Consider the following 23,018-nt stretch of genomic DNA (forward strand, 5'->3'; position numbering starts at 1 on the left):
AGTCAGTTCACCAGGAGACGGGCAGGCTCTTCACCGCGAAGACGGATCCCTTCAGGCGCAGCGGAACGTCTTCGAAATCGACCGCGAGAGCGAGGTCGGGAAACGCGTCGAGGAGGGTGGAGAATCCGGCGCGGAGTTCGACGCGCGCCAGGTTCTGGCCCAGGCACTGGTGAATGCCGAAACCGAACGCCATGTGACCGGAGGTCTCACGGTCGATGTCCAAGGCGGCGGGGCACTTGAATTTCGCCGGATCGCGGTTGGCGGCGGGCAGGGAGACGGTGACGCTGTCGCCCTTCTTGACGGTCTCGCCGTCGAGTTCGATGTCCTCCAGGGCGGTGCGGTACGTGTCGTACTGGTTGACGCTGAGATAGCGCAGGAGTTCCTCCACGGCGCCGTCGAGTTTCGCGGGGTCGGCGCGGAGCGCGGCGAGCTGGTCGGTGTGGTGCAGGAGGGCGAACACGCCGACGGCGAGGGCGCTCTCGGTGGTCTCGTAGCCAGCGAAGAGCAGCAGCGTGATCATGTTGCAGAGCTCTTCGTCGGTGAGTTCCCCACCGGCGATGAGACGGCTGATCAGGTCGTCCTCGGGCTCCTTGCGCCAGCGCTGGACGACCTCGGCGAAGAAGGCGACGGCCTGTCCCATGGCGGCCGCGACCTGTTGGGGGTCGCCGTCGGAGTCGTGCAGCAGGGTCGGTGCGTGGCCGTAGCGGTCCACCTCGCTGTACGGCAGGCCGACCAGCTCGGACAGGACGCGCAGGGACAGCGGCTTGGCGTAGTTCTTCACCAGGTCCGCGGGTGAGCCGAGTTCGCGCATGACGGCGATCTGCTCGGCGGCCACCTCCTCGGCCCGGGCGGTGAGCAGATTGGAGCGGCGGGCGGTGAACTCGGCCGTGAGCAGCCGCCGGTAGCGGGTGTGGTCGGGCGGGTCCATGTGGATGAACATCCCGGGGATCTTCGGATGGTTGGGCATCACCTCGCCGCGGTGGGTCACCGGGAAATGCCCTATCTCCGTGCTGTGGCTGAACCTCGGGTCGCTGAGGACCTTGCGCACCAATTCATAGCTGGAGACGATCCAGCCGACATGTCCGTCGGGATACACCATTTTCGCGAGCGGCCGCTCCTCGCGCAGCGCATCAAATATCGCCGGCGGATCGAACTGATGGGTACGCGCCCACGGTTCCTCGAAGGATATTGCGTCGCTCATGGAATCCTTCCCCGGTTTTTCACACCCGCCATTCCGGCGTCGACGCAGCCACATTAGGCGAGTGGCCACGTGCGGTCATCCCTCGATCTGGTAGGGGGCGGGGATCTCGAGCGGTCCTGAAACGCCCTTCGAGCGCCTGCACTTGAATTCCTGTCCAGATCCGCTCGAAGAACACAACAGAGAACCAGGGCCTACCAAGTCGAGGGGTGATGCGGCTCCGATGGCTCACCTAATCTGACCGTGCAGATCAAGACCATGCCGTCACGACGAAACAAACAAGGGGATGTCCGCATGCCGCAGCTTCTGCATGTCGATTCGAGTCTCGGTACTGAATCCGTGTCGAGGCGGCTGTCGGCCTATTTCGCCGAGGAGTGGCGCGACAAGCACCCGGGGGCCGGTTACGTCTACCGCGATGTCGCGGCCCAGCCGATCCCGCACATCACCGAGCCCGTGCACCAGGCGCTCACCTACCCGGACGCCGAGCAGCGTCAGAGCCCGCAGGAGCGCGAGCTCACCGAGGCGATCACCCGGGAGGTGCTCGACGCGTCCGTGATCGTGCTCGGCGTCCCGATGCACAACTTCACGATCCCGTCGACGCTCAAGGCGTGGCTGGACCGCCTGGTCCACCCCGCGCACATGGCGACGCCCAGCCCGCTCGGCGGCAAGAAGGTCGTCGCCGTGCTGTCCCGGGGCGGCTCCTACGCGCCCGGCACGCCGCGTGAGGCCTTCGACTACCAGCAGACGTATCTCAAGGCGATCCTGGAGGCGATCGGCCTCGGCGAGGATCTGACGTTCGTGACCGCCGAGCTCACGATGGCCAACGTGGCCCCGCAGATGGCCCAGTTCAAGCCGCTGGCCGAGGCGTCCCAGGCGAACGCGTACGAAACCCTCGAGAAGCTGGCCCAGTAGCTCGCTCATGCCGGCAGGCACGGCTTTGGCGGTGGTCGGGCGGTGCCGTGTGCACCGATCACCACGGCGGAGGTCCGTGCCTGTCGCGCTGCCGGGTCGGCCGTGTGCGTTGCTGATCTGCCGAAGAGCCGGGTCGGTCGCCGTTTTCATTCGGTCCGCTTTTTCTTTTACGCAGAAGGGGAACGCCCATGACCACCACCGTCGGGAAACAGACCGATGCGATAGAGCTGCTCTCGCCTCAGCTGACGGCCGACCCGTTCGGCGAGTACGCCAGGTTGCGCGAGCAGGCGCCGGTCCTGACCGGCACGCTGATGGGCGGACCGCCGATGTGGCTGGTCAGCCGTTTCGCGGATGTGCGCCGGCTGCTGACCGATCCGGTGTTCGTCAACAACCCGGCTTCGGTGCCGGGGGCCGAGCCGCGCGACCGGTTCACGATCATGAAGAAGCTCAACATCCCGACGGATCTGGTGGATTACCTCGCCGACAAGATCTTCGAGATCGACGGCCCCGACCACCGCCGGCTGCGCAAGCTGGCGTCCCGTGCCTTCACCGCGCGCCGGGTGGCCCGGCTGCGCCCCCGGGTCGAGGAGATCACCGCCACGCTTCTGGACCGGATGGCAGAGGCCGGCCGTGACGGTTCCCCGGTGGACCTGATGGCGGCGTTCTCCTACCCGCTGCCGATCACCGTGATCTGTGAACTGATCGGCATCGACGAGGAGGACCGCCCGCAGTGGCACGACTGGGGCGGCGTCCTGTCCACCCCGATGGCGCATGTCGAACGGCTCCCGGTGGTCTTCCGCGACAGCATCGGCCAGTTGCTCGACATCATCGCGCGCCGCCGTGCCGAGCCGCGTGACGATCTGATCAGTGCCTTCATCCAGGCCCAGGAGGACGACGGCGACCGCCTCTCGGACCGGGAGATGGTCTCCCTCGTCTTCACCATGGTGATCGCCGGGCACGAGACCACGACGTATCTGCTGGGCAACTCCGTGCTCGCCCTGCTGGAGAACCCGGACCAGCTCGCGCTGCTGCGCGAGGACCCGTCCCGTTGGGCGCAGGCCGTCAACGAGCTCATGCGGCTGGGCCCGGCCCAGTTCGGGCAGCCCCGCTATCCGGTCGAGGACGTGGAGCTGGGCGGGGTGACCATCCCGAAGGGTGACCCGGTCATTCCGCTGCTGCTGTCGGCGAACACCGACCCGCGCAAGTACGAGGACCCCCGGCGTCTGGACGTCGGCCGCGACACCGGTCACGGTCACGTCGGTTTCGGGCAGGGGGCGCACTACTGCCTCGGGGCGCCGCTGGCCCTCCTGGAGGCGGAGGTGGCGCTGAACGCGCTGTTCACCCGGTTCCCCGACCTGTCCCTCGCGGTGGCCCGCGACCAGATCCCGTGGACGCTGCGCCCCGGCTTCACCCGGGCCGAGCAGATCCCGCTGACTCTCGGCTGAGAACCGTCGAGGCGCGTACGCGGCCGGCCTCCCCCAGGCGGCCGGCCGAGAAAACCCGTCCCACGCTCACCCCACCACCCGCTGGAGACTGACGTGACCGAAGAGAAGTACACGCTGCGCACCGTCACCCTGGAGAACCTCAACCTCGAAGCCGTCTACGAGGGTTACCGCGAGGACACCCCGGACGCCCTGCCCACCCCGTGGGACATCGGCCGGGCGCAGTCGGCGCTGGTGGCGCTGGAGGAGGCCGGACAGATCAAGGGCGAGGTCATCGACGTCGGCTGCGGGCTCGGCGACAACGCCATCTTCCTCGCGTCGCGCGGCTACAAGGTCACCGGTGTCGACGGCTCGGCCAACGCCGTCGACGAGTGCCGCAGGCGCGCCCGCGCCCAGGGTCTGGACGTGGAGTTCGCCGTCGCCGACGCGGCCACCCTGGACGGCTTCGAGGACCGCTTCGACACCGTCGTCGACAGCGCGCTCTACCACTGCCTCAACGAGGACAACCAGCGCAGCTACGTCGCCGCTCTGCACCGTGCGACCAAGCCGGGTGCCCGGCTGCACCTCTTCTGCTTCTCCAAGGAGCTCCGCCCGGCCTTCCCGGTGCTGCAGCGGGTCAGCGAGGAAAACCTCCGCGGGATCGTCGGCGAGCGGTGGAACATCACCGAGCTCAAGCCCGCCCTGTACGACACCTCCTTCACCCCCGAGATCCTCGGCCAGGTGACCAACAAGCCGCCGCGCACCGACCTGCAGCTCGACGCGGAGGGCCGGATCCTGTCGCAGGTCTGGCAGCTGACCGCCGAGCGCATCGACTAGCCGTCGCGGCCCCTGAGAAAGGACTTTCGCCGATGACCGAGACCCACGCCTGGAAGGCGGAGGATTTCGCGCAGGTGAACGCACCGCACGTCAAGACGGCACTGGCCGCGCTCCGGCTCACGGGTGACACCCTGGAGCAGGGCGGCGCGTTCGCCGAGATCGGCTGCGGCACCGGGGAGGTCGCGCGGTTCGTCGCGGAGCGCGGGTTCGAGGTCTGGGCCACCGACGCGTCGCAGTCCATGGTGGAGGCCACCAAAAAGCTCTGCGAGGGGCTCCCGGTGACCGCCGAGGTCTGCCCGGCCGAGCAACTGGACTTCCCCGAGGGCCGGTTCGGGGTCATCCACTCCTCCTGGGTGCTGCACTGGGTGACCGGGATCGACGAGCCGCTGCGCCGGGCGGCCCACGGGCTGCGCCCGGGCGGGCACATCGTCCTGCAGTGGACGGGCGCCCATCCGCGGGCCGAGGGCCCCGGGATGTTCGGGATCCTGCGGGAGATCGCGGGCAGCCCGAAGTGGAAGGACCTGCTCGCCGAGGCCCAGCCGGGCTCGTACGAGTACCCGGCCGAGGAAGTGGCCAAGGTGCTTCAGGAGGCGGGGCTGGAGCTCGTCCACTTCGAGCCGGAGCTCCCGCACCCGTTCAGCGCGAAGAAGACCATGGCGGACCTGCCCGAGATGCGCGAGCGGTACAAGCTCGCCGGATTCGCCACCCAGGCCGCCGCGTTGGGCGACCGCGGCGACGAGTTCGTGGACGAGGTCCTGACCGCCATGATCCAGGCAGGGAAGACCGACCCCCACCACGCCAGGATCGTCGCCCGCCGGCCGGTCGGCTGACCCGACGGGGACAGCTCGCAGTGCAGGGGCCCACCGCCGATATCGGCGGTGGGCCCCTGCGCTGTTCGTTCCAGCGGCGGCCGTACGGGGACCGGCTAGGACGCCACGGCGTGCGGCGCCGCCGGCCCGACGGGCTGCCCGGTGCGTGCGGACTCCCGCGCCGCCTCGATGATGCGCAACGTCCGCACTCCGGTCGCCCCGTCGGGGCCTGTCGCGGTCCCCTCGCGGACCGCGGTGAGGAACGCCCCGAGCATGACCGCGTACGGGTCGTCCTCGCGGAGCACCCACCGTTCGCGGGCGCTCGCGGCGTCGTATCCGCCGAGGAGTCGCGGGGCGCCGGCGAACTCCACGCTCGCCCGCTCCCCGATGAAGGTCAGGGCCGGCTCATGGACGGACCTGTCGCCGTCCGTGCCCCAGCTGCAGTCGACCGACACGACCGTTCCGTCGGCGTAGCGCACGCTCACGAGGGCCGCGCTCTCCCCGTCCGAGGCACCGCCGCGGATGCCGTTCGTCTGGGCGTAGACCTGCTCCGCGGGGGTCCCGCCGAGCACCAGGTCGACCAGGTCGAACAGGCCGGGCGCGTTGGTGTCCAGCGCTCCGCCCGGCGCCCCGGCCGGACGCGGCGCGTTGTACGCCCCGTGCACGGTGGTCAGGGCGCCGAGCAGCTCGGTGTCCGAGAGCCGTTCACGTACGGCCGCGAAGGCCGGGCTGTAGCAGGTCGGGGAGGCGAGGCTCAGCCGTACCCCCGCGTCCGCGCACGCCTGCACCATCGCCTCGGCGTCCGCCGCGTCGGCCGCGAAGGGCTGCTCGCACAGCACATGGGCCCCGGCCGCGGCGGCCCGTTCGACGAGTTCCCGGCGGTGGCCGGGTGCGCCGGTGACGACCACGGCGGCCGGGCCCAGCGCGAAGACCTCGTCCCAGCTGTCCGCGTACGCGGCGCCGAGCTCCCGGGCCGCCTCCCTGCCGCGTGTCCCTCCGGGGTCGGCGACGACCAGGTCCACGTCCGGCGCGGCGTGCAGCAGGCGGGCGTATGCCGCGGCGCGCTCGTGGGCGAACGACAGCACGGCGACCTTCATGCGGCGGCCCCCTTCACGGGCAGTTCGACGGCTCGGCCGGTCCATGCGGAGCGGGCCGCGGCCTGGGTGATGCGGACGGCGGCGAGGGCGTCGTGGGACACCAGTCGTGGCTGGGGTCCGCCCCTGAGCGCCGCGGCGAACTCGCCGATCTCGGCGTGGAACGGGGACTCCCCGAAGTAGCCGAGGGCCCCGGCCGGACCGCCGTACACCTTGATCTCCTGGGGCCACTCGGAGTCGTGGGCGATCGTCCCACCCGTGCCCAAGACGTGGTAGGCGACGCGGATCATGGGGTCCGGGGTCGGGGTCCAGCGGGCCACGACCTGGCTGAGCGCGCCACTGGCGTGCGTGAGGACGACGGTTCCGGTCGCGGCGGCGCCCTGCGGGGCCGGTGCGGCGATCTCGCCCTGGTAGTGGGCGTGCACGCGGACGACGTCCCCGAAGATCCAGTAGGCGATGTCCACGCCGTGCAGCATGTTGTCGGTCAGGATGCCGCCGGACTCCGCGGAGGCGTGGCCGGTCCAGGGCCGCGGGTGGTAGCCGGCGACGGTGAACCGGGCGACCGTGCCCGCGCCCAGATGCCCTGCGGCCACCAGCTCGTGGAGCCGGGCGAAGGCGGGGGCGAAGCGGACGTCGTGCGCGGGGTAGACCGGTACACCGGCCCGGTCCGCGGCCTCGACGATCTCCTCGGCCTCCGTGACATCGGCCGCGAGGGGCTTCTCGCACACCACGGCCACGCCCCGTTCGACGGCGGCGAGGGCGATGTCACGGTGGGTGCCGGTCGGCGAGCAGATGTCCACGGCGTCCGCGCCGTCCAGCGCCTCGGCCAGCGAGTCGACGGCCTTCGCCCCGAACTCCGCGGCCAGTTCGGCCGCCCGCCCGTCCAGGGAGTGGACCCGCACGGACGCGCCGGCGGCGATCCACGCCTCCAGGTGCATCCGCGCGATGAGTCCCGCGCCGATCAGTGCTATGTCCAGCCGCCGCATGGCGCCCCCAGCTCGTCCGCCCGTCCGAAGCCCGATCAGTCTGGCCCGCACGGTCCGCCGGGACCATCACCAACGTTTGTAGTCCCGGCGGGCTCGAGCCGTACCCGAGTCGGCCGAGCGGCTCCGTGCCCGGCGGATCCGCCCCGGGCTAGGGGGCCTTCTCCGCGAAGGGGCCGTCGGCGGCGAAGGCGAGTTCGGCGAAGCGGGCGCCGATGTGGCGGTGGGTGGCGGCGTCGGGGTGGAGGTCGTCGGGCAGGGGGAGCGCGTCGGCGTCCCGCTCGCCGTAGAGGGCGCGGCCGTCGAGGTGGTGGAGGTTCGGGTCGTCCGGGATCCGCTGCGCCACGATGCGGGACAGCTCGGCCCGGATGGCGGTCAGGGTCAGCTTGCCGGCGGCGGCCTCGGCCGGGTCGCCCATCGCCCGGAAGCGGAGCTGTCCCTCGGCGATGTCGGTGAAGTCCGGGGCGCTGGGGCCCGGGGTGTCCTCGTGGATGGGGCACAGGATCGGGGAGACGACCAGGAGGGGCGTGGTCGGATGGCCTTCCCTGATGGTGTCCAGGAAGCCGTGGACGGCGGGTCCGAAGGCGCGCAGCCGCATCAGGTCGGTGTTGACCAGGTTGATGCCGATCTTGACGCTGATCAGGTCGGCGGGCGTGTCGCGCAACGTCCGCGCCGTGAAGGGGTCGAGGAGCGCGCTGCCCGCCAGCCCCAGGTTGACGAGGTCGACGGCGGCGAGGGCCGCGGCGCGGGCGGGCCAGGTCCCGGTCGGGCTCGCCGCGTCGGAGCCGTGGCTGATCGAACTGCCGTGGTGCAGCCACACCCTGCGGTCGCCGCGCCGCGGCACCGGCGCCACGGGGGCGTCGGTGCGCAGGGCTATGAGCTCGGTCGTCTCGTTGTGCGGGAGCCAGATCTCCACCTCCTTGTCCCGCGCGGGCAGTTCGCCGAAGCGGACCGTGACGGGCGCGCCCGGACGGTGCTCGGCGGTGCCCGCGGCCATGTCGACGGTCACGACATGACCGCCGGGCGCGACGGCCCGAGCGGTGGGACGGCCGTCGACGAGCAGGTCGTAGACGCCGTCGGGGCGGGGCGGGGCACCGACGTAGGACCGCTTGGTGGGCAGCGTGTCCAGCTCCACGGTGGTGGCGGTCGTGCGGAACACCAGGCGTACGCCGGAGGGCTGGGACTCCGCCATGAGGAGCTGGGGGTCCGCGCACTGGGCGCGGGCCCGGGCGGGCAGGCGGTGGGGCAGGACGCCGAGTTCGGTGCGCTCCAGGTCGAGGGCGCCGCGCAGGAGGTCGGCGGTGAGGGGGGTGGTGGTCCAGCGGGGGGTCATCGGTGTCCTCTACAGGTGGCTCAACGGTCGGTGCGGGCGGGCCAGTTGCGCAGCAGAGCGTCGAGGGCGTCCAGGACGCGGACCCAGGTCTCGTCGGAGTCGGGGGCGCTGTGACTGAAGCCGCCGCCCGCCTCCAGGCTGACGTAGCCGTGGAAGACGCTGCCGAGCAGCCGGACGGCGTGGGTCTGGTCCGGTTCCGTCAGGTCGTAGCCGCGCAGGATCGCGCGGGTCATCTCGGCGTGCCGCACGCCCGCGCTGGCGGCGGCGGTCTCCGGGTCGAGCCGCATCCGGGCGGCGGTGGCGCGGCCGGGGTGTTCGCGGGCGTAGTCACGGTAGACGTCGGCCAGGGCGGTCAGGGCGTCCTTGCCGGCCCGGCCGGCGAGGGCCGTGGCACCCCGGTCGGCGAGTTCCTCCAGAGCGAGGAGGCAGATCCGGGTCTTGAGGTCGTGGGAGTTCTTCACGTGCGAGTACAGGCTCGCGACCTTGACGTCGAAGCGGCGGGCGAGTTCGGAGACGGTGACCTGCTCGAAGCCGATCTCGTCGGCGAGGTCGGCACCGGCCCTGGTGAGACGCTCTGCGGTCAGTCCTGCACGGGCCATGGGCGACCTTCCGGGTTGCTGTACCTGGCTAAGACCATTGTGCATTTACCTAAAACCTTTAGGCAAATCAGCTTCTGCATCAGGCGGGCGGGTCGATGCCGAGTCGGCTTCGAGCGAGGCTGGACCGTTCCTCCGGCGGTTCTTGGGACGGTGACCGGCAATCGCCATTCGCCGTCCGTCGTCAGGAGGCCGTCCATGACCGCGCAGGTGTCGGAGCAGGTTGCGGTGCCCCAGGCACCCGCACCGCGCGTGCGGAGCCGGGCGCGCGGCGCCGCCGCACTCGCGGTGATCGCCGGGTGCAACGCGATGATCCAGCTCGACGACCCGATCGTGAACATCGCCCTGCCCGGGCTGCGTGAGGGGCTCGGGCTGTCCGCGGTGGGCGCGTCGTGGGTGATCAACGCCTATCTGCTGACCTTCGGCGGACTACTGCTGCTCGGCGGCCGGGCCGGGGACATCCTGGGCCGCCGCCGGGTGTTCATGGCGGGCGTCGCCCTGTTCACGGCGGCCGCGGCCGTGCGCGGCTTCGCGCAGTCCGGTGAGTTCCTCATCGCCGTACGGGCGGTGCAGGGCGCCGGTGCGGCGCTCGCGGCGCCCAGCGGGCTCGCGCTGCTGCTGAGCACGTTCGCGGAAGGGGCCTCCCGCAAGCGGGCGATCGCCGTGTGCACCACGGTGGGCGCGGCCAGCACCGCCGGCGGGCTGCTGCTCGCGGGGGCGCTCACCTCGCTCAGCTCCTGGCGCTGGGTGCTCTACCTCGACGTACCGCTGGGCCTCGCGATCGTGCTGCTCGCGCCGTTCGTGCTCGACGAGACCCCGCGCCACCGCGGCCGCTTCGACCTGCCGGGCGCGCTGCTGTCGGCGCTCGGCGCCGCGCTGCTCGTGTACGGCCTCGCGCAGGCCGCCGAACGGGAGTGGAGCGACCCGGTGGTGGTCGGTTGCGTGCTGGGCGGGGTGGTGACGCTGGCGGTGTTCGCGGCCGTCGAGCGGCGGGCCCAGCAGCCGATCGTGGTACCGCGGCTGTTCGCCGACCGGGACCGGCTGCTGGCCTACCTGGGGACGCTCGCGGTGCCCGGCGCGCTGATCGGTACGTACTTCTTCCTCAACCAGTACTTCCAGCAGCAGCACGGCTGGTCGGCGCTGAGCACCGCGTGGGCGCTGCTGCCGCTGCCGGTCACCATGGCGGTGTCGGCGGTGGCCGCGGTGCGGCTCGAACGGCGCTTCGGCGCCCGCCTGCTGTGGGCGACGGGTGCGGCGCTGCTGGTGACGGGCAACCTGTGGCTGTCCCGGCTCTCTGCGGGCGACGGCTACGCGGGCACCGTGCTGCCGGCCCTGGTGCTGCTGGGCGCGGGCATGGCGTTCAGTGTGCTGCCGCCGACCATTCTGGCCACCTCGGGACTGCGCGGCGACGAGGCGGGCGCGGCGTCCAGCGTGCTCAACTCGCTGCAGTCCGTGGGCGGTTCGATCGGTCTGGCCACGCTCGTGATGGTCTCCTCGCACACCGGCGGCCTGCCGGGCGGGTTCGCGACGGGGGCGGCCTTCGCGGGGTGCGCGCTGCTGGCCGCGCTGGCCATGCGCCGCCGCTGACCCTGGACCGGGGGTTGAGCGACTCTCCAGCGCTTCGGGCGAGTCTCTGAAGGACTGTCTCCGTGTCCCGGAGAGTGCCCAGGAGATTCGCCCTCCCGCCGCTTCCCGAACTCCTCAAGGAACCGCCCATGACATCGACGCCCCCCATCCGAGACAGGGCCGTCCGACTGGCCGCGCTGGTGCACACCGCCTGGGCGGAGGGTCTCGGCCACGACGAGTTCCGCGACGACCAGAACTTCCTGGAGGTCGGCGGCCATTCGATGTGCGCCGCGCGGATCACCCAGACCCTCAAGAGCCGGCTGGGCGTCTCCCTGACGGTGGGTGAGTTCCTCGCCCATCCGACGGTGACGGAGCTGAGCCTGTTCCTGGCGGACCAGGTCCCGGCCGCTCACACCGCCACCCTCGGCTCCGGCGTACTCGGCTCCGACGTCCTCGACACGAGGGCCGGAGCATGAGGGCCGCGGCCACCACCCGCCCGGAGACCCCGCTCGCCGACCGCTGCGAGCCGGAGCCGGGCGGCTACGACATGCCGTTCTCCCTGGAGCTGTGGACCGCGCAGCTGTTCGCCGCGGCTGCCGTGGTCCCGCTCTGCACCGTGCCGCTCGGCACGCCCCGACCCTGGCTGTACGTCCTGGAGGCCCACTGATGACCACTCCCCTGACCCTGCTGCGCCAACTGCCGCCACGCACCCGCACGGTCATCGCCGGCCTGCTCACGGCCGTACGCCTGCGTGCGCCGCTCGGCGAGCGGCCGGAGGGTCTTCGCGCCGAGGAGTCCAAGGCGGCCGCCCGCGCGGCGGCCCTCGCGGACGCGGCGAGCTTCGGTCCTCGACCGGAGGCGGCCGAGGACCGGCCCGCACTCGCCGAGCAGGCCGCGTAGCGGACGGCACCACGCCTCGCCCTGCTCCGACAGCCTGCCCCCGCCGACTGGAGGTCCCGATGGACGCCGACCGCATCGACAGCAGGTTCGCGAAGGTCGCCACCCGCAACGCCGCCCGTACCGCGGCGTCGGACGCCGGGGGCGAGGCGACGTATCTGGAGCTGGAGTGGCTCGCCGACGAGGTGGCCCGGCTGTTGCGCAGCCGCACGGGCCACGGCCGGCTGGTGGCACTGCGCGCCGGGCGCACCCGGTACGCGCCCGCGGGCGTCCTCGGCATCCTGCGCTCCGGTGCCGCCTACATGACGGTGGGAGCCGGCCGGGCGACGGGCGGGCAGGAGCGGCTGCTTCAGGACTTCGGCGTCGGCCTGGTGGTGTCGGACAGCGGTCTGCTCCCCGACGAGACCCCGATCGCCAGGACCGGTCCCTACACGCTGGCCTCCCGCCGGACGCATCCCGCCCCCCGGGCGCACCTGCCCGGGGACACCGCGTACGTCGCCCCCGCCCCGAGTCCGGCCGGCGTCGTGAGCCACGCCCAGGTCCTGGCCCTGCTGGACGCGGCGGTCCCGCTGCTCGGCACCGGACCCGAGGACGTGTGGACCCTGCTCCACGGACTGGGCCTCGGCTCCGGCGTCTGGGAGCTGTGGGGGCCGCTGCTGCACGGTGGCCGGCTGATCGTCGTGGAACGGGAGACGGCGGCGGACGCGCTCGGGTTCGCCCGACTGCTGGCCTCCCGGGAGGTCACCGTCCTGACCCGGAAGCCCTCCGCCTTCGGGAGCCTGCTGGCCGAGGCCGTGGCCGAGAAGGTCCGGCTGCCCGCCCTGCGCCGGGTCGTGCTCGCCGGCGAACCCCTGATCCCCGCGGACGTGCGCCGCTGGTGGGCTTCCGGTATCGCGCCGGACGCGCAGCTGATCACCACGTACGGCAGCACCGGGACAGCCGTCCGGGTCACGTACTGCCCGCGGACGCCATGGGTGCTGGCGGACACGGCGGCAGGCCGCACCCCGATCGGGGCACCGGCCATGGCCGCCTCGACCGCCGGGAACTGACGGCGGGACACTGCACCGCCACCCCGGGAAGTCCCCTCAGCGCGCGGACGTCCGCCGCCCGCCGTTCACCCCGGGTGCCCGGCCCGTTCCGCGGCCGTCTCCAGCATCCGGGCGTGCCCCTCGACGTCGGCCCCGGCCCCCGTGAGGACCACGAGCGGAGGGCGGACGCCGTTCGCCGCGATACGCCGCGCGATCTCGTAGGCGACGCTCCCGCCGCCGGAGAAGGCGCCCAGGACGAGGAGTTCCGCCGCGTCGGCCACGGGCCGCAGCGCGCTGTACCGGCCGTGGGTGCCGCCGGGCAGGGAGCGCAGCAGGACGATCGACTCGGGACCGCGGTAGGCCCGGGCGAGCCGGTCGTAGCGGGAGCGGGGGGTGCCGTGGGTCTGCAGGAGGCACACGGTGCCCGCGCCGGCGGTCCGTGCGGCGCGCAGCGGGACGAGCGGGGGTTCCGCCTCGGCCGGTGGCAGCAGGCTCACCGGCTGACGGTCCGGCATGCTGTCGGCGTCCCGGACGGGCGCGACGGCGTCGGCGGCGTCCACGACGGCGGAGAGCAGCTCCAGGACGTCGGCCACGGTCGTGGAGTCCCCCGCCACGTACGGCAGTTCGCTCAGCAGCAGCGCGCTGTGCGTGAGGACACCGGCGGCGTCGTCGAGCCGGGCCCGGTCGTAGGACGCGGTCAGCACGAGCCTGCCGTCGCCGTCATGGTGCGCGACGAGCGTGAGCGGGAACGCCGTACGGGCGCCCAGGGTCTCCAGCTGCGCGACGCGGACGCCCTGAGCGGCGAGCGCGTCGGCGAGGTCGTCGGGGTCGCGGGGCCGGGACTCGAACACGAGGAGAGTCCCGTCCTCCTCGACGGCGTCCCCGGTCGCCGCCCCGGTCTCACCTGCGGCCCAGTCCCGGATCTGTCCCGGGGAGACCCATTCGTAGCCGGACATGTCCAGGACCCGGTCCCGGAGTTCGGACAGCAGCGTCACCATGGTGACGTGGGGGTCGACCTCGACGGACAGCGGCAGCGCGGTGCGCAGGGCCGCGGGCAGGCGTTCGGCGCCCTCGAAGAGGATGCCGCGCCCGGAGGCGGTGACGCCGAAGCGGACGCGTGCCGAACTCCGGGCCCCGGAGGCCCGGTACAGCAGCAGGGCCCACACGGCCTGCAGGACGCTGCTCTCGGTGGTGCCCCAGTGCGCGGCCCAGGCGCCGAGCCGCTCGGTCTGGGCGGTTGTCAGACGCAGCCGTGTGCGGCCGAGGGCGTCGGAGGGCGGTACGGCCGCGGGAGGGGCGTCGGCGGACTCCGGGGGCCGCGGCGCGGCCGACGGTTGCGTCGCCGCCCGGTCGGCCGCGTCGGTGTTCGGGGCGGACGGCACGGCGTCTCCGCGCGGGCCGGCCTCGGCGGGCGGCAGGGGCTGCGACGGCCCCGGCGTCCCCGGACCGGCCGCCTCCGCCGGCTCCTGCACCGGCCACGCCGCCTCGGCGGGCGAGGGCAGCGCCGTGGACCAGAAGTCGCGCGCCGGCCCGTTGTCCTGCCGGTCGAGCCAGCGGCCGTAGTCGCGGATGTCGGGGCGGCGTTCGCCGCCGGGAAGCCCGCCGCCCGCCAGATACGCCCGGTAGAACTCGCGGAGCAGCAGACGCGCGCTCCAGTCGTCCAGCAGGGCGTGGTGGTAGGTCAGCAGCATGCGGGCCGGCGCCGGCCGGTCGTCCGTGGCCGGCCCGGCGGCGAGGACCGTCACGCGCAGCGGCCCGGGCAGGCGCGGGTCGATGCCACGGCGCCGGTCGTGCTCGACCAGGTCGCTCCAGCGGATCGCGCCGTGCGGCAGCCAGAGGACCGCGGCGTCGACGTGGTCGTGGAGGACGACGACGGGTTCGTCCCCGTCGTCGAAGGCGGCGCGCAGCAGGGTCTCGCGGTCGGTGACGGACTGCCAGGCCGTGCGCAGGCGTCCGAGGTCGAGGGGGCCGTGCCAGGCGAGGGTGAGCTGCTCGACGTGGCGGCCCGGATGGGCGTCGGAGTCGGCGAGGAGTTCACGCTGGAGCGGGGTCGCGGCGGCGCTGCGGGTGGGGCGGGCGCCGGGCAGCGGGTGGGTGAGGAGGTCGGCGAGCCGTCCGTAGGGGAAGGTGTCGGCCGGGGTGTCCGGGGTGTCGGCGGCGAGCCGCAAGGCGTGGTGGCCGGGGGCGAGTTCGTCGACGTGGTGCCGCCAGAGGGGGGCGCGCGGGTCGTGGACGGCGAGGTGGTCGAGGGCCGCGGTGAGCCGGGCCGTGTCGAGGGGGCCGCGCAGTTCCAGGGCGGGGGTGTCGTAGGGGGGCCGGCCCAGGTCGACGAAGACGGTCGTCGCTTCCTCGGGCGGCGGGGGCGGGACGTGGTGGTCGGTCATCGGCTGTCCGGGGCGCACACGTCCGGGTGGCCGCGCGTACGGTGTGCTGTCCACACGTACGGCTGTGTGCACGGCCTCCGCGTACGGCTGCGGAGATCCCCCTCCCTCCCCTCTCTGCGAGCGCGGAACGAGTATGCGCAGGTCCGCCCATACGGCCCTGATACGGCGCTGACACCGTGCTGGTCCGGGCGGCCCGCGGCGGGCGGTGCCGGGGCTCAGCGGGTGGTGCGCAGGCCCGTCTCGAAGGCGTAGATCGCGGCGTGCAGACGGTTGCGCAGGCGCAGTTTGCCGAGCAGGTTCTGCACATGCGTCTTGACGGTGTGCTCGGACAGCGTCAGCGCGTCGGCGATCTCCGCGTTGGAGAGTCCGCAGGCGACCATGCCGAGGACCTCCCGCTCCCGTTCGGTGAGCGTCGCCGGGTCGGCGTCGGAAACCGTACGCACCGGTTCCCCGGCCGTCGGCCCGCCCTGCCGGGCGGTCAGGGCGTATCCGGCGGCGGCCAGCACGACCGCGGCGGCGAGCTGGTCGGCGGTGACGGTGGCGGGCAGATGGCCGTGGGCCGCGCCGGGTGCCGTACCGGTGCCGCCGACGACCAGGAGCGGGCAGCCGTGCACGGGCGGGACGGCGGGGACGGTGCCGTGGCACAGGACGACGTCCGGGTGTGCGGAGGAGACGTCGCTGCCGTTGCCGTCGCCCACGACGTGCAGCGCGGGGCGGCCGTCGAGGAGGGATCTGATGCCGGTGCGGGCGAGCGGGTCCGTGCCGAGCACGTACACCCGGACCGGGCCCTCGGCCGTATGGTCCGGGGCGGCGGGGCGGTGGGGTGCGCCGCCGGGCAGCACCTGCAGGGCGGCGCGCCGCATCGGTGGCCGTGTCGAGAAGCCCGGCTCTGCCACGACGGCCTCCTCGTTCTGCGTCCGCAACCGTCGCCCGGCACCTTAGTACCCTCGGACGCCCTCGCCGCGGATCCTCCACCGCTCCTGGACAGGTCCTCGAACGGCGTGCGAGGGGGCCTGTCGCGGGTGCGGGGCCGGTGGGCTCAGGGGTCGGCGAGGAGGTCGGCGACGGCGCCCATGAAGCCCTCGTCGAGCATGGTGTGCGGTGCGGTGTCGCGGGAGGTGTCCAGGCCGGCGTCGTGGCAGGCCACGCTGATCAGATAGCGGTCGAGGACCTGCTGGGTGGTGAAGGCCCATTCGCCGCGGGCGGCGGGCGTGCCGTCCGGGGCGAGCAGTCCGGCGCTGCCGGCGCCGAAGCCGAACTCGGCGAATCCCAGCCGCAGTCCCTGCCCGAGGGCCTTGGTGTAGGCCTCCTTCAGCGTCCACAGCCGCAGCAGTCCGGCCGACCGCTCGGCGTCCGGCAGCCACTGGAGCTCGGCGCGCTCGGCGGGTGTGCACACATGGTCCTGCATCAGGTCGAACTGCATCTTGCGGCCGGAGGGTTCGGCGTCGACGCCGATGCGCCCGTTGCGGCTGACGCCGACGGCGATCAGGTCGTCGGTGTGCGTCAGGCTCACGTCGATCTGGTCGAGTCCGCGCAGATAGGGCCGTCCGCCGATCTTGTAGGCGAGGTCGAGTTCGGCGGCCTCGGTGTCCAGGGCGGCCGCGGCGGTGAACTTGGTGGCCAGCCGGGAGGCGACGAACCGGAAGCGGATGACGGGGTCGGCGGTGCGCCGGTAGCGCGTCCAGTCGCGGCCGAGCAGCGGCCTGAGCGCGGGGTCGGTGACGGCGGTGGTGAGCCATTCGCCCCAGGTGGTGTACACCACGGCGTTGCCGCGCAGCCGCATGCCCTCGCGCACCAGGTCCCAGGGCCCGTCGGGGCCGCTGACGTGGATCGGCTCGCTGATGCGGTCGGCGTCGTCCGGTATGGACGAGATGTCGGCCATGGTGGTGTCGGCCTCGGCTCGCGTCGACGGGTTCACGGTGTCCCTCCCTCTCCGGTCCCTGTCCGCTGATCGGTTCTGGTCCGCTGCTTCCCCGGTGCCCGGACGCTCACTGGGCGAGCGGCGTCGCGTCCAGGTCGCAGGCGATGCCGGCCCGGTAGCGGCGGATCAGTTCGTCCAGTACGTGTGTCATGCAGCCGTCGGGCAGGTCGGGCACCGGGATGCCGAGCCGTTTGCCGATCCGGGACAGGGCGAGCACCACCCAGGCCGCGTCGGCGAGGAACGGATCGCTGCCGTCCTGGCCCTCCCAGACGCCGAGGACCGCGGCCGCGGCGGCAATCAGGCTGTAACGGTCGCTGAGCACGCACACCGCGGGATCGCCGAGCGCGGAGACGCCGTAGGGCGGCAGCAGCCGGCAGGTCTCGCGCAGCGCGCGCAGTTCGGCGACGAAGGCCTCGGCGAGTTCCGCGAGGACGGTGATCTGACCGCCGACGCCGCGGGACGGGGCGAGCCGGTCGGCCGACCCGATGAGGGAGGCGGCCATGAAGTCGCCGCCGCCCGCGATGCCCAGCAACCGGTAGTCCAGCGGCGGGAGTTCGGCGCCCTTGCGGAACAGCTCGGGCGGCGGCTCGTCCTCGGCGAACCAGGCGCTCTCGGCGAGGGTGCGCAGCTGCGGCACGATCACGGCCTGGCAGGCGGCGGTGCCGGCGTGGCCGAGCCCGGCGACCGGCAGGTCCCTGACGAGCTTGTCGAGGGCACCGTACTCCGCGCTGCCGTGCTGGTAGCCGCGGGCGCCCAGGACGGTGGCGAGCTCCTCCAGGTTCTCCCGCAACAGGTCGGGCACCACGTACTTGACGGCGGCGGCCAGCACATGGGCCCGGTCGGGCAGCAGCCCGAGCGCGCGCAGGGCGACGGTGGCCATCGCGTCGCAGGCCAGCAGGTCGGCGAAGACTCCGGTGAGCGCCTTGTGCCAGCGGCGGGCGACGGGCCCGCTGCGCCCGGTGGTCACGGCCCGCACCGCGGAGTGCAGGACGGTGTCGGCGGCCGCGGTGACGACCCCGCAGATGACGCTGCGGTTGACCTGGAAGGTGCGCAGGGCGAGCGCGACGCCTTCGCCGGTACGGCCGACCTGCGCGTCCTCGGGCAGCGGGCGGCCGTGGAACTCGAGGCCGGAGAAGAGCGCGCCGCGCATGCCGGAGGTCTCGATCCGCGGCAGGTGCCGCATGGTGCCGGGCTCGGACTGCGCGGGGTCGAGGAGGAAGACGGAGTGGCTGCGCGGGCCCCGGGCCTCGTCGGTGCGGGCGTAGACGATCTGGGCGTCGGCCCGTGCCGCGTTGATGATGAGGTCCTTGCGGCCGTGCAGCCCGCGGCCGCCCCCGGGCAGCGTCCGGGCGGTGAACTCGTCCCTCAGGATGGCGTTGGCGTGGGCGAGTTCGTGGTGGAGGATCGTCGCCCGGCCGCCGCCGAGCAGCAGGTCCGCCAGCTCGCGGCGCTGTGCCGCGCTGCCCGCGGCCCAGACCGCTCCGGTGGCGAACAGCGAGGTGATGCCGTACCCGAAGCCGAGTGCCGTGTCGCGCCGGAAGACGGGGCGCAGGGTGCGGGCGAGGAGGTCGGCGCGGGTGAGCCGGCCGCCGTACTCGGCGGGTACGAACTCGGCACCCAGGCCGGTCTCGGCGAGCAGTGCCTCGGTGGCGGCGGGCGGGGTGCGCCGGCCGTCGGCGGCGAAGACGGCGCGCAGGCCGTGCGGGTTGGCGGGGTCGTACGGATCGCCGAGCCGGGCCTCGAGCCGTGCGGCACGCGCGAGGGCGTCCGCTTCCCAACGGCCGCGCGCGGCGCCGGCTGCGTATACGGTCTCGGCGGTGGTGGTCATGGCGGCGGTGGTCAGCTCCTTCATCACGGTGCATACCTGTCGCATGCCTACGCTCGACGCTGACGGCGGCTGCTCGCAGCGCGCTGGAGCGGTGCTCGACATCCGGTCCAGGAATCGGGGGCGCCCGGTGCGGCCGCTCACCCGAATCCGCTGAACAGACCGCACAGGCGGTTTTTTCCCGAGCGATTTCCGAGCGGTTTCCGAGCAACTCTCCAGCGGAACTCGTGAGTTCCGCGACCGCCTCTCCAGCGGTTCCCCACCGGGTCGCGACCCGCGAAAGGGCTGCCGCTCCCCCCACGGGGGCGCGGCAGCCTCGGTCGGTCCTCGGTCGGAAGCAGGGAACCTACGCCACCCGGGTCAGGGATTCCGCGTACTGCCGGGCCAGGTGGAGCGTGGCGGTGGAGTTGCGCCCCAGGGCTTCGCGGACATAGCGGCGGGCCTGGGCGAGGTCGGCGCCCGGCCCCAGCACCCGCTCCACGGCCTCCTCGCGCAGCACCACGCTGTGCTGCGCAACCGCGGTCACCCCCCTCTCGTCGGAGACGACGTTCCACTCCCCGGTGTGCGCCTCCATCAGAGCGGGCGTCGCGGTCTGCTTGTAGACGATGCGTCCCGCGTGCGGGAAACAGATCCGCACCGACTCGGTGGTGTGCGAGGACCCGTCCGCGGTGAGCGTGTCCATCGACATCAGCTGCACCCCGGGGATGTCCTCGGTGAGCTCCAGCCGTGACACGTGCGGTACGAGCCTGGGCCAGTCCGCGACCCGGTAGAGGAAGTCGTAGACGTGCTCGGCGTCCGCCTCGATGCGGACCGTGTCCTCGAAGGACAGCACGAGTTCGTCCAGCTTGGTCCACCGCTCCGCGAGCGTCTTCAGATTCGCCAGCTCCGCCCGGGAGTTGACGTCGAGGACCCCTTCCACCCAGGCCGCCTCGGCCGCGCCGTCCCCGTGCACCGTGAAGTCATGCAGCAGGGTCAGCACGCTGGTCGCGCCGGTCCGCTCCTCGACGAGCCAGGTGCCGCGCATGGACGTCACGGGCAGCTGCGGATGCGTCTGGTGGTACTCGACGCACCGCGTCCTGGGGTCCTGGATCCGCTGGGAGAGCCAGGAGCGCACCCGCCCGTCGGCGGTCGCCCACATCCGCAGCCGCTCGTTGGTGCCGTCGAACTCCAGGCGCTCCACATGCACGTTCTCCGGGAAGAACAGCGGCCAGCGCACCGCGTCCGAGATCAGTCCGTAGACGACTCCGGCCGGGGCGGCCACCTCGACCGAGTGCGACGTGCGGTGAACGTGTTCGTTCGTCACCACAAACACCTCTTCTTCCTGCGGGTCTGCTGTGGGCTGGGTGCGGTTGCGGGTACGGCGGCCGCGGCCGCGGGTTCAGAAGTTGCCGAGTCCGCCGCACACGTTGAGCGCCTGTGCGGTGATGGAGGCGGCGAGCGGCGAGGTGAGATAGCCGACGAGGCCGGCGACCTCCTCGGGGGTGGAGTAGCGGCCGAGGGGGATCTTCGCCTCGAACTGCTCCTGGACCCGGTCCTCGGTGGTGTCCCAGGCGGCGGCGTAGCCCTGGCGGACCCGCTGGGCCATGGGCGTCTCCACATACCCGGGGCAGACGGCGTTGACGGTGACACCGGACGGGGCGAGTTCCCGGCCGAGCGCCTTGGTGAAGCCGACCACGCCGTGCTTGGAGGCGCTGTAGGGGGCGCCGAGCAGGACGCCCTGCTTGCCCGCGGTGGAGGCGATGTTGATGATCCGGCCGCGGTCGCCGGCCTCGGCGAGGCCGCCGTTCTTCAGCGCCTCGCGGGTGACGAGGAAGACGCTGTTGAGGTTGGTCTGGACGACGTCGTACCAGATCTCGTCGGTGAGATCGGCGGTCACCCCGCCGCCGCTGCGCCCGGCGTTGTTCACCAGGACGCGGATCGGCCCGAAGGTCTCGACGGCCGCGGCCACCAGCCCGGCCACCGACTCCTTGTCGCGTACGTCGGCGGCGATGCCGTCGACGGTCAGACCCTCGGCACGCAGGTCCTCGACGGTCTGCTTGACCTTCTGCTCGTCCCGGGCGCACAGGAAAACCCGGTGACCGCTGCCGCCCAGCTGCCGGGCGACCGCCAGGCCGATGCCGCTCGTCGCGCCCGTGACCAGGGCGGTGGACTGGTTGTCGGTCACGATCAGTACTCCTTGGGCGGGTTGGCGGGGGTGAGCAGGGCGGGGCCCGGTTCCCGTGGGGCCTGTCCGGCGAGCGGGGCGGCGAGGCCGAGCGGGGCGAAGGCCCGGTTCAGGACGCCGCGGGTCAGCTTGTGGCCGCGCGCGGCGACATAGCCGTCGGGGCGCACCAGCACCCAGGAGCCCGGGGCCAGGCCGAGCGCGGTGCGCAGCCGGGCGTCGGGGTCGGCGAGCGGGGCGGGTCCGTCGGTGTCGGCGCCGTCGACCGTCCGTACGGAGAGCCATTCGCCGTACTGGACGGCGGCGGTCACGGCGACGCCGCCGGGGGTGTCCCCGGGTCCGGTGCCGCCCGCGGCGAGCAGCAACGACCAGCGGGGGTCGCGCAGTTCGTCGTGCAGGGCGCGGCAGCCGGGCGAGCCGGGATCGTGGACCTGGGCCTCGGTGATCCGCCGGCCGGGGCCGGGGCCCGGGGTCGGCACGGACACCGACAGCGACACGGTCCCGGCGATCTCCCGGTAGGCGTCGACGGTGCTCAGGGAGGACTCGTCGTAGCCGATGCGCAGCCCGGACATACCGCCGAGGACCTTGCGCTGGATGGCCTTGCGCAGCGGCCGCACATTGCGCACGACCGTGAAGACGACCGGCAGCGCGGCCGAGGCCAGCAGGTTCTTCAGCTGGACGAGGAAGGTCGCGGTGCGGGTGGAGCCGAGCAGCGCCTCGCCGATCGGTACCCGCTCCTCGCTGTAGGTGTCGAGCAGCGTCCGTCCCGCGTTGCCCAGGTCGACCTGGGCGAGCTTCCAGGCGAGGTTGTACGCCTCCTGGACGCCGGTGTTCATGCCCTGTCCGGAGGCGGGGCTGTGCACATGGGCGGCGTCCCCGGCCACGAAGACCCGGCCCTTGTGCATGCGTTCGACCATCCGCTGTTGGAAGGTGAAGGTGGACGTCCACTCGGCCTCGCCGACCTTGACGTCCCGGCCGAGCCCCGCGGAGAGCCGGGCGCCGAGCTCCGCGGTGCCGCCGTCCGGTGCGGGCGCGGTGTCCAGCAGCCGCCAGTGCCCGTCGCGGGCGTAGGGGACCATCATCAGCGCGTGTCCGCCGGTGTGGGTCCAGTAGATGGTGTCGGGCGGCAGGTCGGTCTCGACGGGCGCGTCGGCGAGCATCCAGGTCTCGCTGGACTCGCCGATGAGCTCCAGTCCGAGCAGCTTGCGCACGGTGCTGTGCCCGCCGTCGCAGCCGACCAGCCAGGACGTCCGTACGGTTGTCTGGGTCCCGTCGGCGTCGCGCAGCCCGACCCGCACCCCGTCCGCGTCCTGGGTGAACCCGGTCAGCCGCACGCCCCACTCGACGTCGACCCCGAGGCGGGCCACGGCCTCGCGCAGCACGGCCTCGGTCTCGGTCTGCGGGACGATCAGCGTGTACGGGTACGAGGTGGGCATCGTCGAGTAGTCCGCCTCAAGACGCACCAGTCGGCGGCCCCCGGAGTACATCGTGAAGGCACGGTTCTGCCGCCCCCGCGTCAGCAGGTCGTCGACGACGCCCATCTGCGCGAACGTCTCCAGGGTGCGGGGGTGCACGGCGACGGCCCGGCTGGTGGTGGCGGGCCCGGGCGCGGCGTCGACGAGCCGCACCCGCACTCCCCTGCGGGCGAGTTCATGGGCGGCGGTCAGACCGACGGCGCCCGCGCCGACGACGAGCGCCCGCGGCCGGTCGTGGTCGGTGGTCACGCGCTCTCCTCGACGATCTCGTACAGGCCCGGGTCGGGCGTGGCCAGCGGGCCCAGGCCCTTGACGATCGACTGGAACTCCTCGCTGCGCACGGCCTTCTGGTGGGCGGCGGCGTCCTTCCAGACGGCGAGCTCCAGGAAGACGTTGGGCGTGCCCGCGTGGCGCAGGGTGAGGTGGCTGACGTAGCCGGGCTGGGCGGACATGTAGGAGGTCAGCCGGCCCTTGACGGCGAGGAAGGTGTCGATGTCACCGTGCACGGTCAGCTTGTTGACGAAGGTCACCATGGTCGTCTCCTGAGTACGTGGGAAAGGGGGCGGGAGGACAGGGGC

The 23,018-nt window shown here is 72.9% G+C and carries 22 protein-coding genes; 9 read left to right on the forward strand and 13 right to left on the reverse strand.

Annotation, left to right across the window (positions count from 1 at the left end; genetic code table 11):
- Positions 1-7 precede the first annotated feature (7 nt).
- Positions 8-1,201, reverse strand: coding sequence for a cytochrome P450 (locus tag PH203_RS36150; RefSeq protein WP_289925679.1), 1,194 nt, complete (start codon positions 1,199-1,201; stop codon positions 8-10).
- 291 nt (positions 1,202-1,492) lie between these two features.
- Here PH203_RS36150 and PH203_RS36155 point away from each other — a divergent pair, with 291 nt between their 5' ends.
- The 4 genes from PH203_RS36155 to PH203_RS36170 all read left to right on the forward strand — a co-directional run bounded on the left by PH203_RS36155 (position 1,493) and on the right by PH203_RS36170 (position 5,198).
- On the forward strand, positions 1,493-2,110 hold the full coding sequence (locus PH203_RS36155; protein WP_289925681.1) for an NAD(P)H-dependent oxidoreductase: 618 nt from the start codon (positions 1,493-1,495) through the stop codon (positions 2,108-2,110).
- A gap of 188 nt (positions 2,111-2,298) precedes the next feature.
- The gene (locus tag PH203_RS36160) at positions 2,299-3,555 is read left to right on the forward strand and encodes a cytochrome P450 (protein ID WP_289925682.1); all 1,257 of its coding nucleotides are present in this window, start codon (positions 2,299-2,301) and stop codon (positions 3,553-3,555) included.
- 93 nt (positions 3,556-3,648) lie between these two features.
- A complete protein-coding gene (locus PH203_RS36165; protein WP_289925684.1) occupies positions 3,649-4,368 on the forward strand; it encodes a class I SAM-dependent methyltransferase in 720 nt (239 codons plus the stop codon).
- Positions 4,369-4,400: 32 nt separating this feature from the next.
- The gene (locus PH203_RS36170; protein WP_289925685.1) at positions 4,401-5,198 is read left to right on the forward strand and encodes a class I SAM-dependent methyltransferase; all 798 of its coding nucleotides are present in this window, start codon (positions 4,401-4,403) and stop codon (positions 5,196-5,198) included.
- Between the two features lie 95 nt (positions 5,199-5,293).
- On the opposite strand, the gene PH203_RS36175 is transcribed toward PH203_RS36170, so the two are convergent.
- The 4 genes from PH203_RS36175 to PH203_RS36190 form a co-directional block, all read right to left on the reverse strand.
- On the reverse strand, positions 5,294-6,274 hold the full coding sequence (locus PH203_RS36175) for a Gfo/Idh/MocA family oxidoreductase (protein WP_289925686.1): 981 nt from the start codon (positions 6,272-6,274) through the stop codon (positions 5,294-5,296).
- Positions 6,271-7,257, reverse strand: coding sequence for a Gfo/Idh/MocA family oxidoreductase (locus PH203_RS36180; protein WP_289925688.1), 987 nt, complete (start codon positions 7,255-7,257; stop codon positions 6,271-6,273). Before PH203_RS36180 ends, PH203_RS36175 begins: the two co-directional genes overlap by 4 nt.
- Positions 7,258-7,405: 148 nt before the next feature.
- On the reverse strand, positions 7,406-8,587 hold the full coding sequence (locus PH203_RS36185) for an SGNH/GDSL hydrolase family protein (RefSeq protein WP_289925689.1): 1,182 nt from the start codon (positions 8,585-8,587) through the stop codon (positions 7,406-7,408).
- A gap of 20 nt (positions 8,588-8,607) precedes the next feature.
- Entirely contained in the window at positions 8,608-9,186 is a 579-nt protein-coding gene (locus PH203_RS36190; protein WP_289925690.1) for a TetR/AcrR family transcriptional regulator, read from the reverse strand.
- A gap of 195 nt (positions 9,187-9,381) precedes the next feature.
- On the opposite strand from PH203_RS36190, the gene PH203_RS36195 reads away from it, so the two are divergent.
- From PH203_RS36195 to PH203_RS36215, 5 genes are all read left to right on the forward strand, one after another.
- Positions 9,382-10,770 carry an MFS transporter gene (locus tag PH203_RS36195; RefSeq protein ID WP_289925691.1) on the forward strand — a complete coding sequence of 463 codons (1,389 nt, stop codon included), beginning with the start codon at positions 9,382-9,384 and terminating at the stop codon, positions 10,768-10,770.
- Positions 10,771-10,898: 128 nt separating this feature from the next.
- A complete protein-coding gene (locus tag PH203_RS36200; protein WP_289925693.1) occupies positions 10,899-11,225 on the forward strand; it encodes an acyl carrier protein in 327 nt (108 codons plus the stop codon).
- Entirely contained in the window at positions 11,222-11,416 is a 195-nt protein-coding gene (locus PH203_RS36205; protein WP_289925694.1) for a hypothetical protein, read from the forward strand. The genes PH203_RS36200 and PH203_RS36205 overlap by 4 nt, the downstream gene beginning before the upstream one ends.
- A complete protein-coding gene (locus tag PH203_RS36210; RefSeq protein ID WP_289925696.1) occupies positions 11,416-11,649 on the forward strand; it encodes a hypothetical protein in 234 nt (77 codons plus the stop codon). The genes PH203_RS36205 and PH203_RS36210 overlap by 1 nt, the downstream gene beginning before the upstream one ends.
- A gap of 59 nt (positions 11,650-11,708) precedes the next feature.
- Positions 11,709-12,695, forward strand: a complete 987-nt coding sequence (locus tag PH203_RS36215; RefSeq protein ID WP_289925697.1) for an AMP-binding protein — start codon at positions 11,709-11,711, stop codon at positions 12,693-12,695.
- A gap of 65 nt (positions 12,696-12,760) precedes the next feature.
- Here the strand turns inward: PH203_RS36215 and PH203_RS36220 are convergent, their stop codons facing one another.
- The 8 genes from PH203_RS36220 to PH203_RS36255 form a co-directional block, all read right to left on the reverse strand.
- Positions 12,761-15,058 (reverse strand): condensation domain-containing protein, encoded by a 2,298-nt coding sequence (locus tag PH203_RS36220; RefSeq protein ID WP_289925699.1) that lies wholly within the window; start codon positions 15,056-15,058, stop codon positions 12,761-12,763.
- Positions 15,059-15,273: 215 nt separating this feature from the next.
- The gene (locus tag PH203_RS36225; protein ID WP_289925700.1) at positions 15,274-15,954 is read right to left on the reverse strand and encodes a response regulator transcription factor; all 681 of its coding nucleotides are present in this window, start codon (positions 15,952-15,954) and stop codon (positions 15,274-15,276) included.
- A gap of 143 nt (positions 15,955-16,097) precedes the next feature.
- A complete protein-coding gene (locus PH203_RS36230; protein WP_289925701.1) occupies positions 16,098-16,976 on the reverse strand; it encodes a 4'-phosphopantetheinyl transferase superfamily protein in 879 nt (292 codons plus the stop codon).
- A 70-nt stretch (positions 16,977-17,046) separates the two neighbouring features.
- The gene (locus tag PH203_RS36235; RefSeq protein ID WP_289925702.1) at positions 17,047-18,831 is read right to left on the reverse strand and encodes an acyl-CoA dehydrogenase; all 1,785 of its coding nucleotides are present in this window, start codon (positions 18,829-18,831) and stop codon (positions 17,047-17,049) included.
- A 319-nt stretch (positions 18,832-19,150) separates the two neighbouring features.
- A complete protein-coding gene (locus PH203_RS36240) occupies positions 19,151-20,107 on the reverse strand; it encodes an aromatase/cyclase (RefSeq protein WP_289925703.1) in 957 nt (318 codons plus the stop codon).
- A 75-nt stretch (positions 20,108-20,182) separates the two neighbouring features.
- Complete coding sequence (locus tag PH203_RS36245) at positions 20,183-20,968, reverse strand: SDR family NAD(P)-dependent oxidoreductase (protein ID WP_289925704.1); 786 nt, start codon at positions 20,966-20,968, stop codon at positions 20,183-20,185.
- A gap of 2 nt (positions 20,969-20,970) precedes the next feature.
- Complete coding sequence (locus PH203_RS36250) at positions 20,971-22,689, reverse strand: FAD-dependent oxidoreductase (RefSeq protein WP_289925705.1); 1,719 nt, start codon at positions 22,687-22,689, stop codon at positions 20,971-20,973.
- Positions 22,686-22,973 (reverse strand): antibiotic biosynthesis monooxygenase family protein, encoded by a 288-nt coding sequence (locus PH203_RS36255; protein ID WP_289925706.1) that lies wholly within the window; start codon positions 22,971-22,973, stop codon positions 22,686-22,688. The genes PH203_RS36250 and PH203_RS36255 overlap by 4 nt, the downstream gene beginning before the upstream one ends.
- Positions 22,974-23,018 lie beyond the last annotated feature (45 nt).

The sequence above is a fragment of the Streptomyces sp. S.PB5 genome, from assembly GCF_030403745.1.
Taxonomy (GTDB): domain Bacteria; phylum Actinomycetota; class Actinomycetes; order Streptomycetales; family Streptomycetaceae; genus Streptomyces.

What these genes read in the sequence shown, in the direction of transcription:
- PH203_RS36175 (WP_289925686.1), bottom strand. Translation starts at nt 6,274, where the DNA reads ATGAAGGTCGCCGTGCTGTCGTTCGCCCACGAGCGCGCCGCGGCATAC.
- PH203_RS36205 (WP_289925694.1), top strand. Translation starts at nt 11,222, where the DNA reads ATGAGGGCCGCGGCCACCACCCGCCCGGAGACCCCGCTCGCCGACCGC.
- PH203_RS36190 (WP_289925690.1), bottom strand. Translation starts at nt 9,186, where the DNA reads ATGGCCCGTGCAGGACTGACCGCAGAGCGTCTCACCAGGGCCGGTGCC.
- PH203_RS36180 (WP_289925688.1), bottom strand. Translation starts at nt 7,257, where the DNA reads ATGCGGCGGCTGGACATAGCACTGATCGGCGCGGGACTCATCGCGCGG.
- PH203_RS36210 (WP_289925696.1), top strand. Translation starts at nt 11,416, where the DNA reads ATGACCACTCCCCTGACCCTGCTGCGCCAACTGCCGCCACGCACCCGC.
- PH203_RS36155 (WP_289925681.1), top strand. Translation starts at nt 1,493, where the DNA reads ATGCCGCAGCTTCTGCATGTCGATTCGAGTCTCGGTACTGAATCCGTG.
- PH203_RS36215 (WP_289925697.1), top strand. Translation starts at nt 11,709, where the DNA reads ATGGACGCCGACCGCATCGACAGCAGGTTCGCGAAGGTCGCCACCCGC.
- PH203_RS36170 (WP_289925685.1), top strand. Translation starts at nt 4,401, where the DNA reads ATGACCGAGACCCACGCCTGGAAGGCGGAGGATTTCGCGCAGGTGAAC.
- PH203_RS36200 (WP_289925693.1), top strand. Translation starts at nt 10,899, where the DNA reads ATGACATCGACGCCCCCCATCCGAGACAGGGCCGTCCGACTGGCCGCG.
- PH203_RS36185 (WP_289925689.1), bottom strand. Translation starts at nt 8,587, where the DNA reads ATGACCCCCCGCTGGACCACCACCCCCCTCACCGCCGACCTCCTGCGC.
- PH203_RS36195 (WP_289925691.1), top strand. Translation starts at nt 9,382, where the DNA reads ATGACCGCGCAGGTGTCGGAGCAGGTTGCGGTGCCCCAGGCACCCGCA.
- PH203_RS36220 (WP_289925699.1), bottom strand. Translation starts at nt 15,058, where the DNA reads ATGACCGACCACCACGTCCCGCCCCCGCCGCCCGAGGAAGCGACGACC.
- PH203_RS36235 (WP_289925702.1), bottom strand. Translation starts at nt 18,831, where the DNA reads ATGAAGGAGCTGACCACCGCCGCCATGACCACCACCGCCGAGACCGTA.
- PH203_RS36255 (WP_289925706.1), bottom strand. Translation starts at nt 22,973, where the DNA reads ATGGTGACCTTCGTCAACAAGCTGACCGTGCACGGTGACATCGACACC.
- PH203_RS36150 (WP_289925679.1), bottom strand. Translation starts at nt 1,201, where the DNA reads ATGAGCGACGCAATATCCTTCGAGGAACCGTGGGCGCGTACCCATCAG.
- PH203_RS36160 (WP_289925682.1), top strand. Translation starts at nt 2,299, where the DNA reads ATGACCACCACCGTCGGGAAACAGACCGATGCGATAGAGCTGCTCTCG.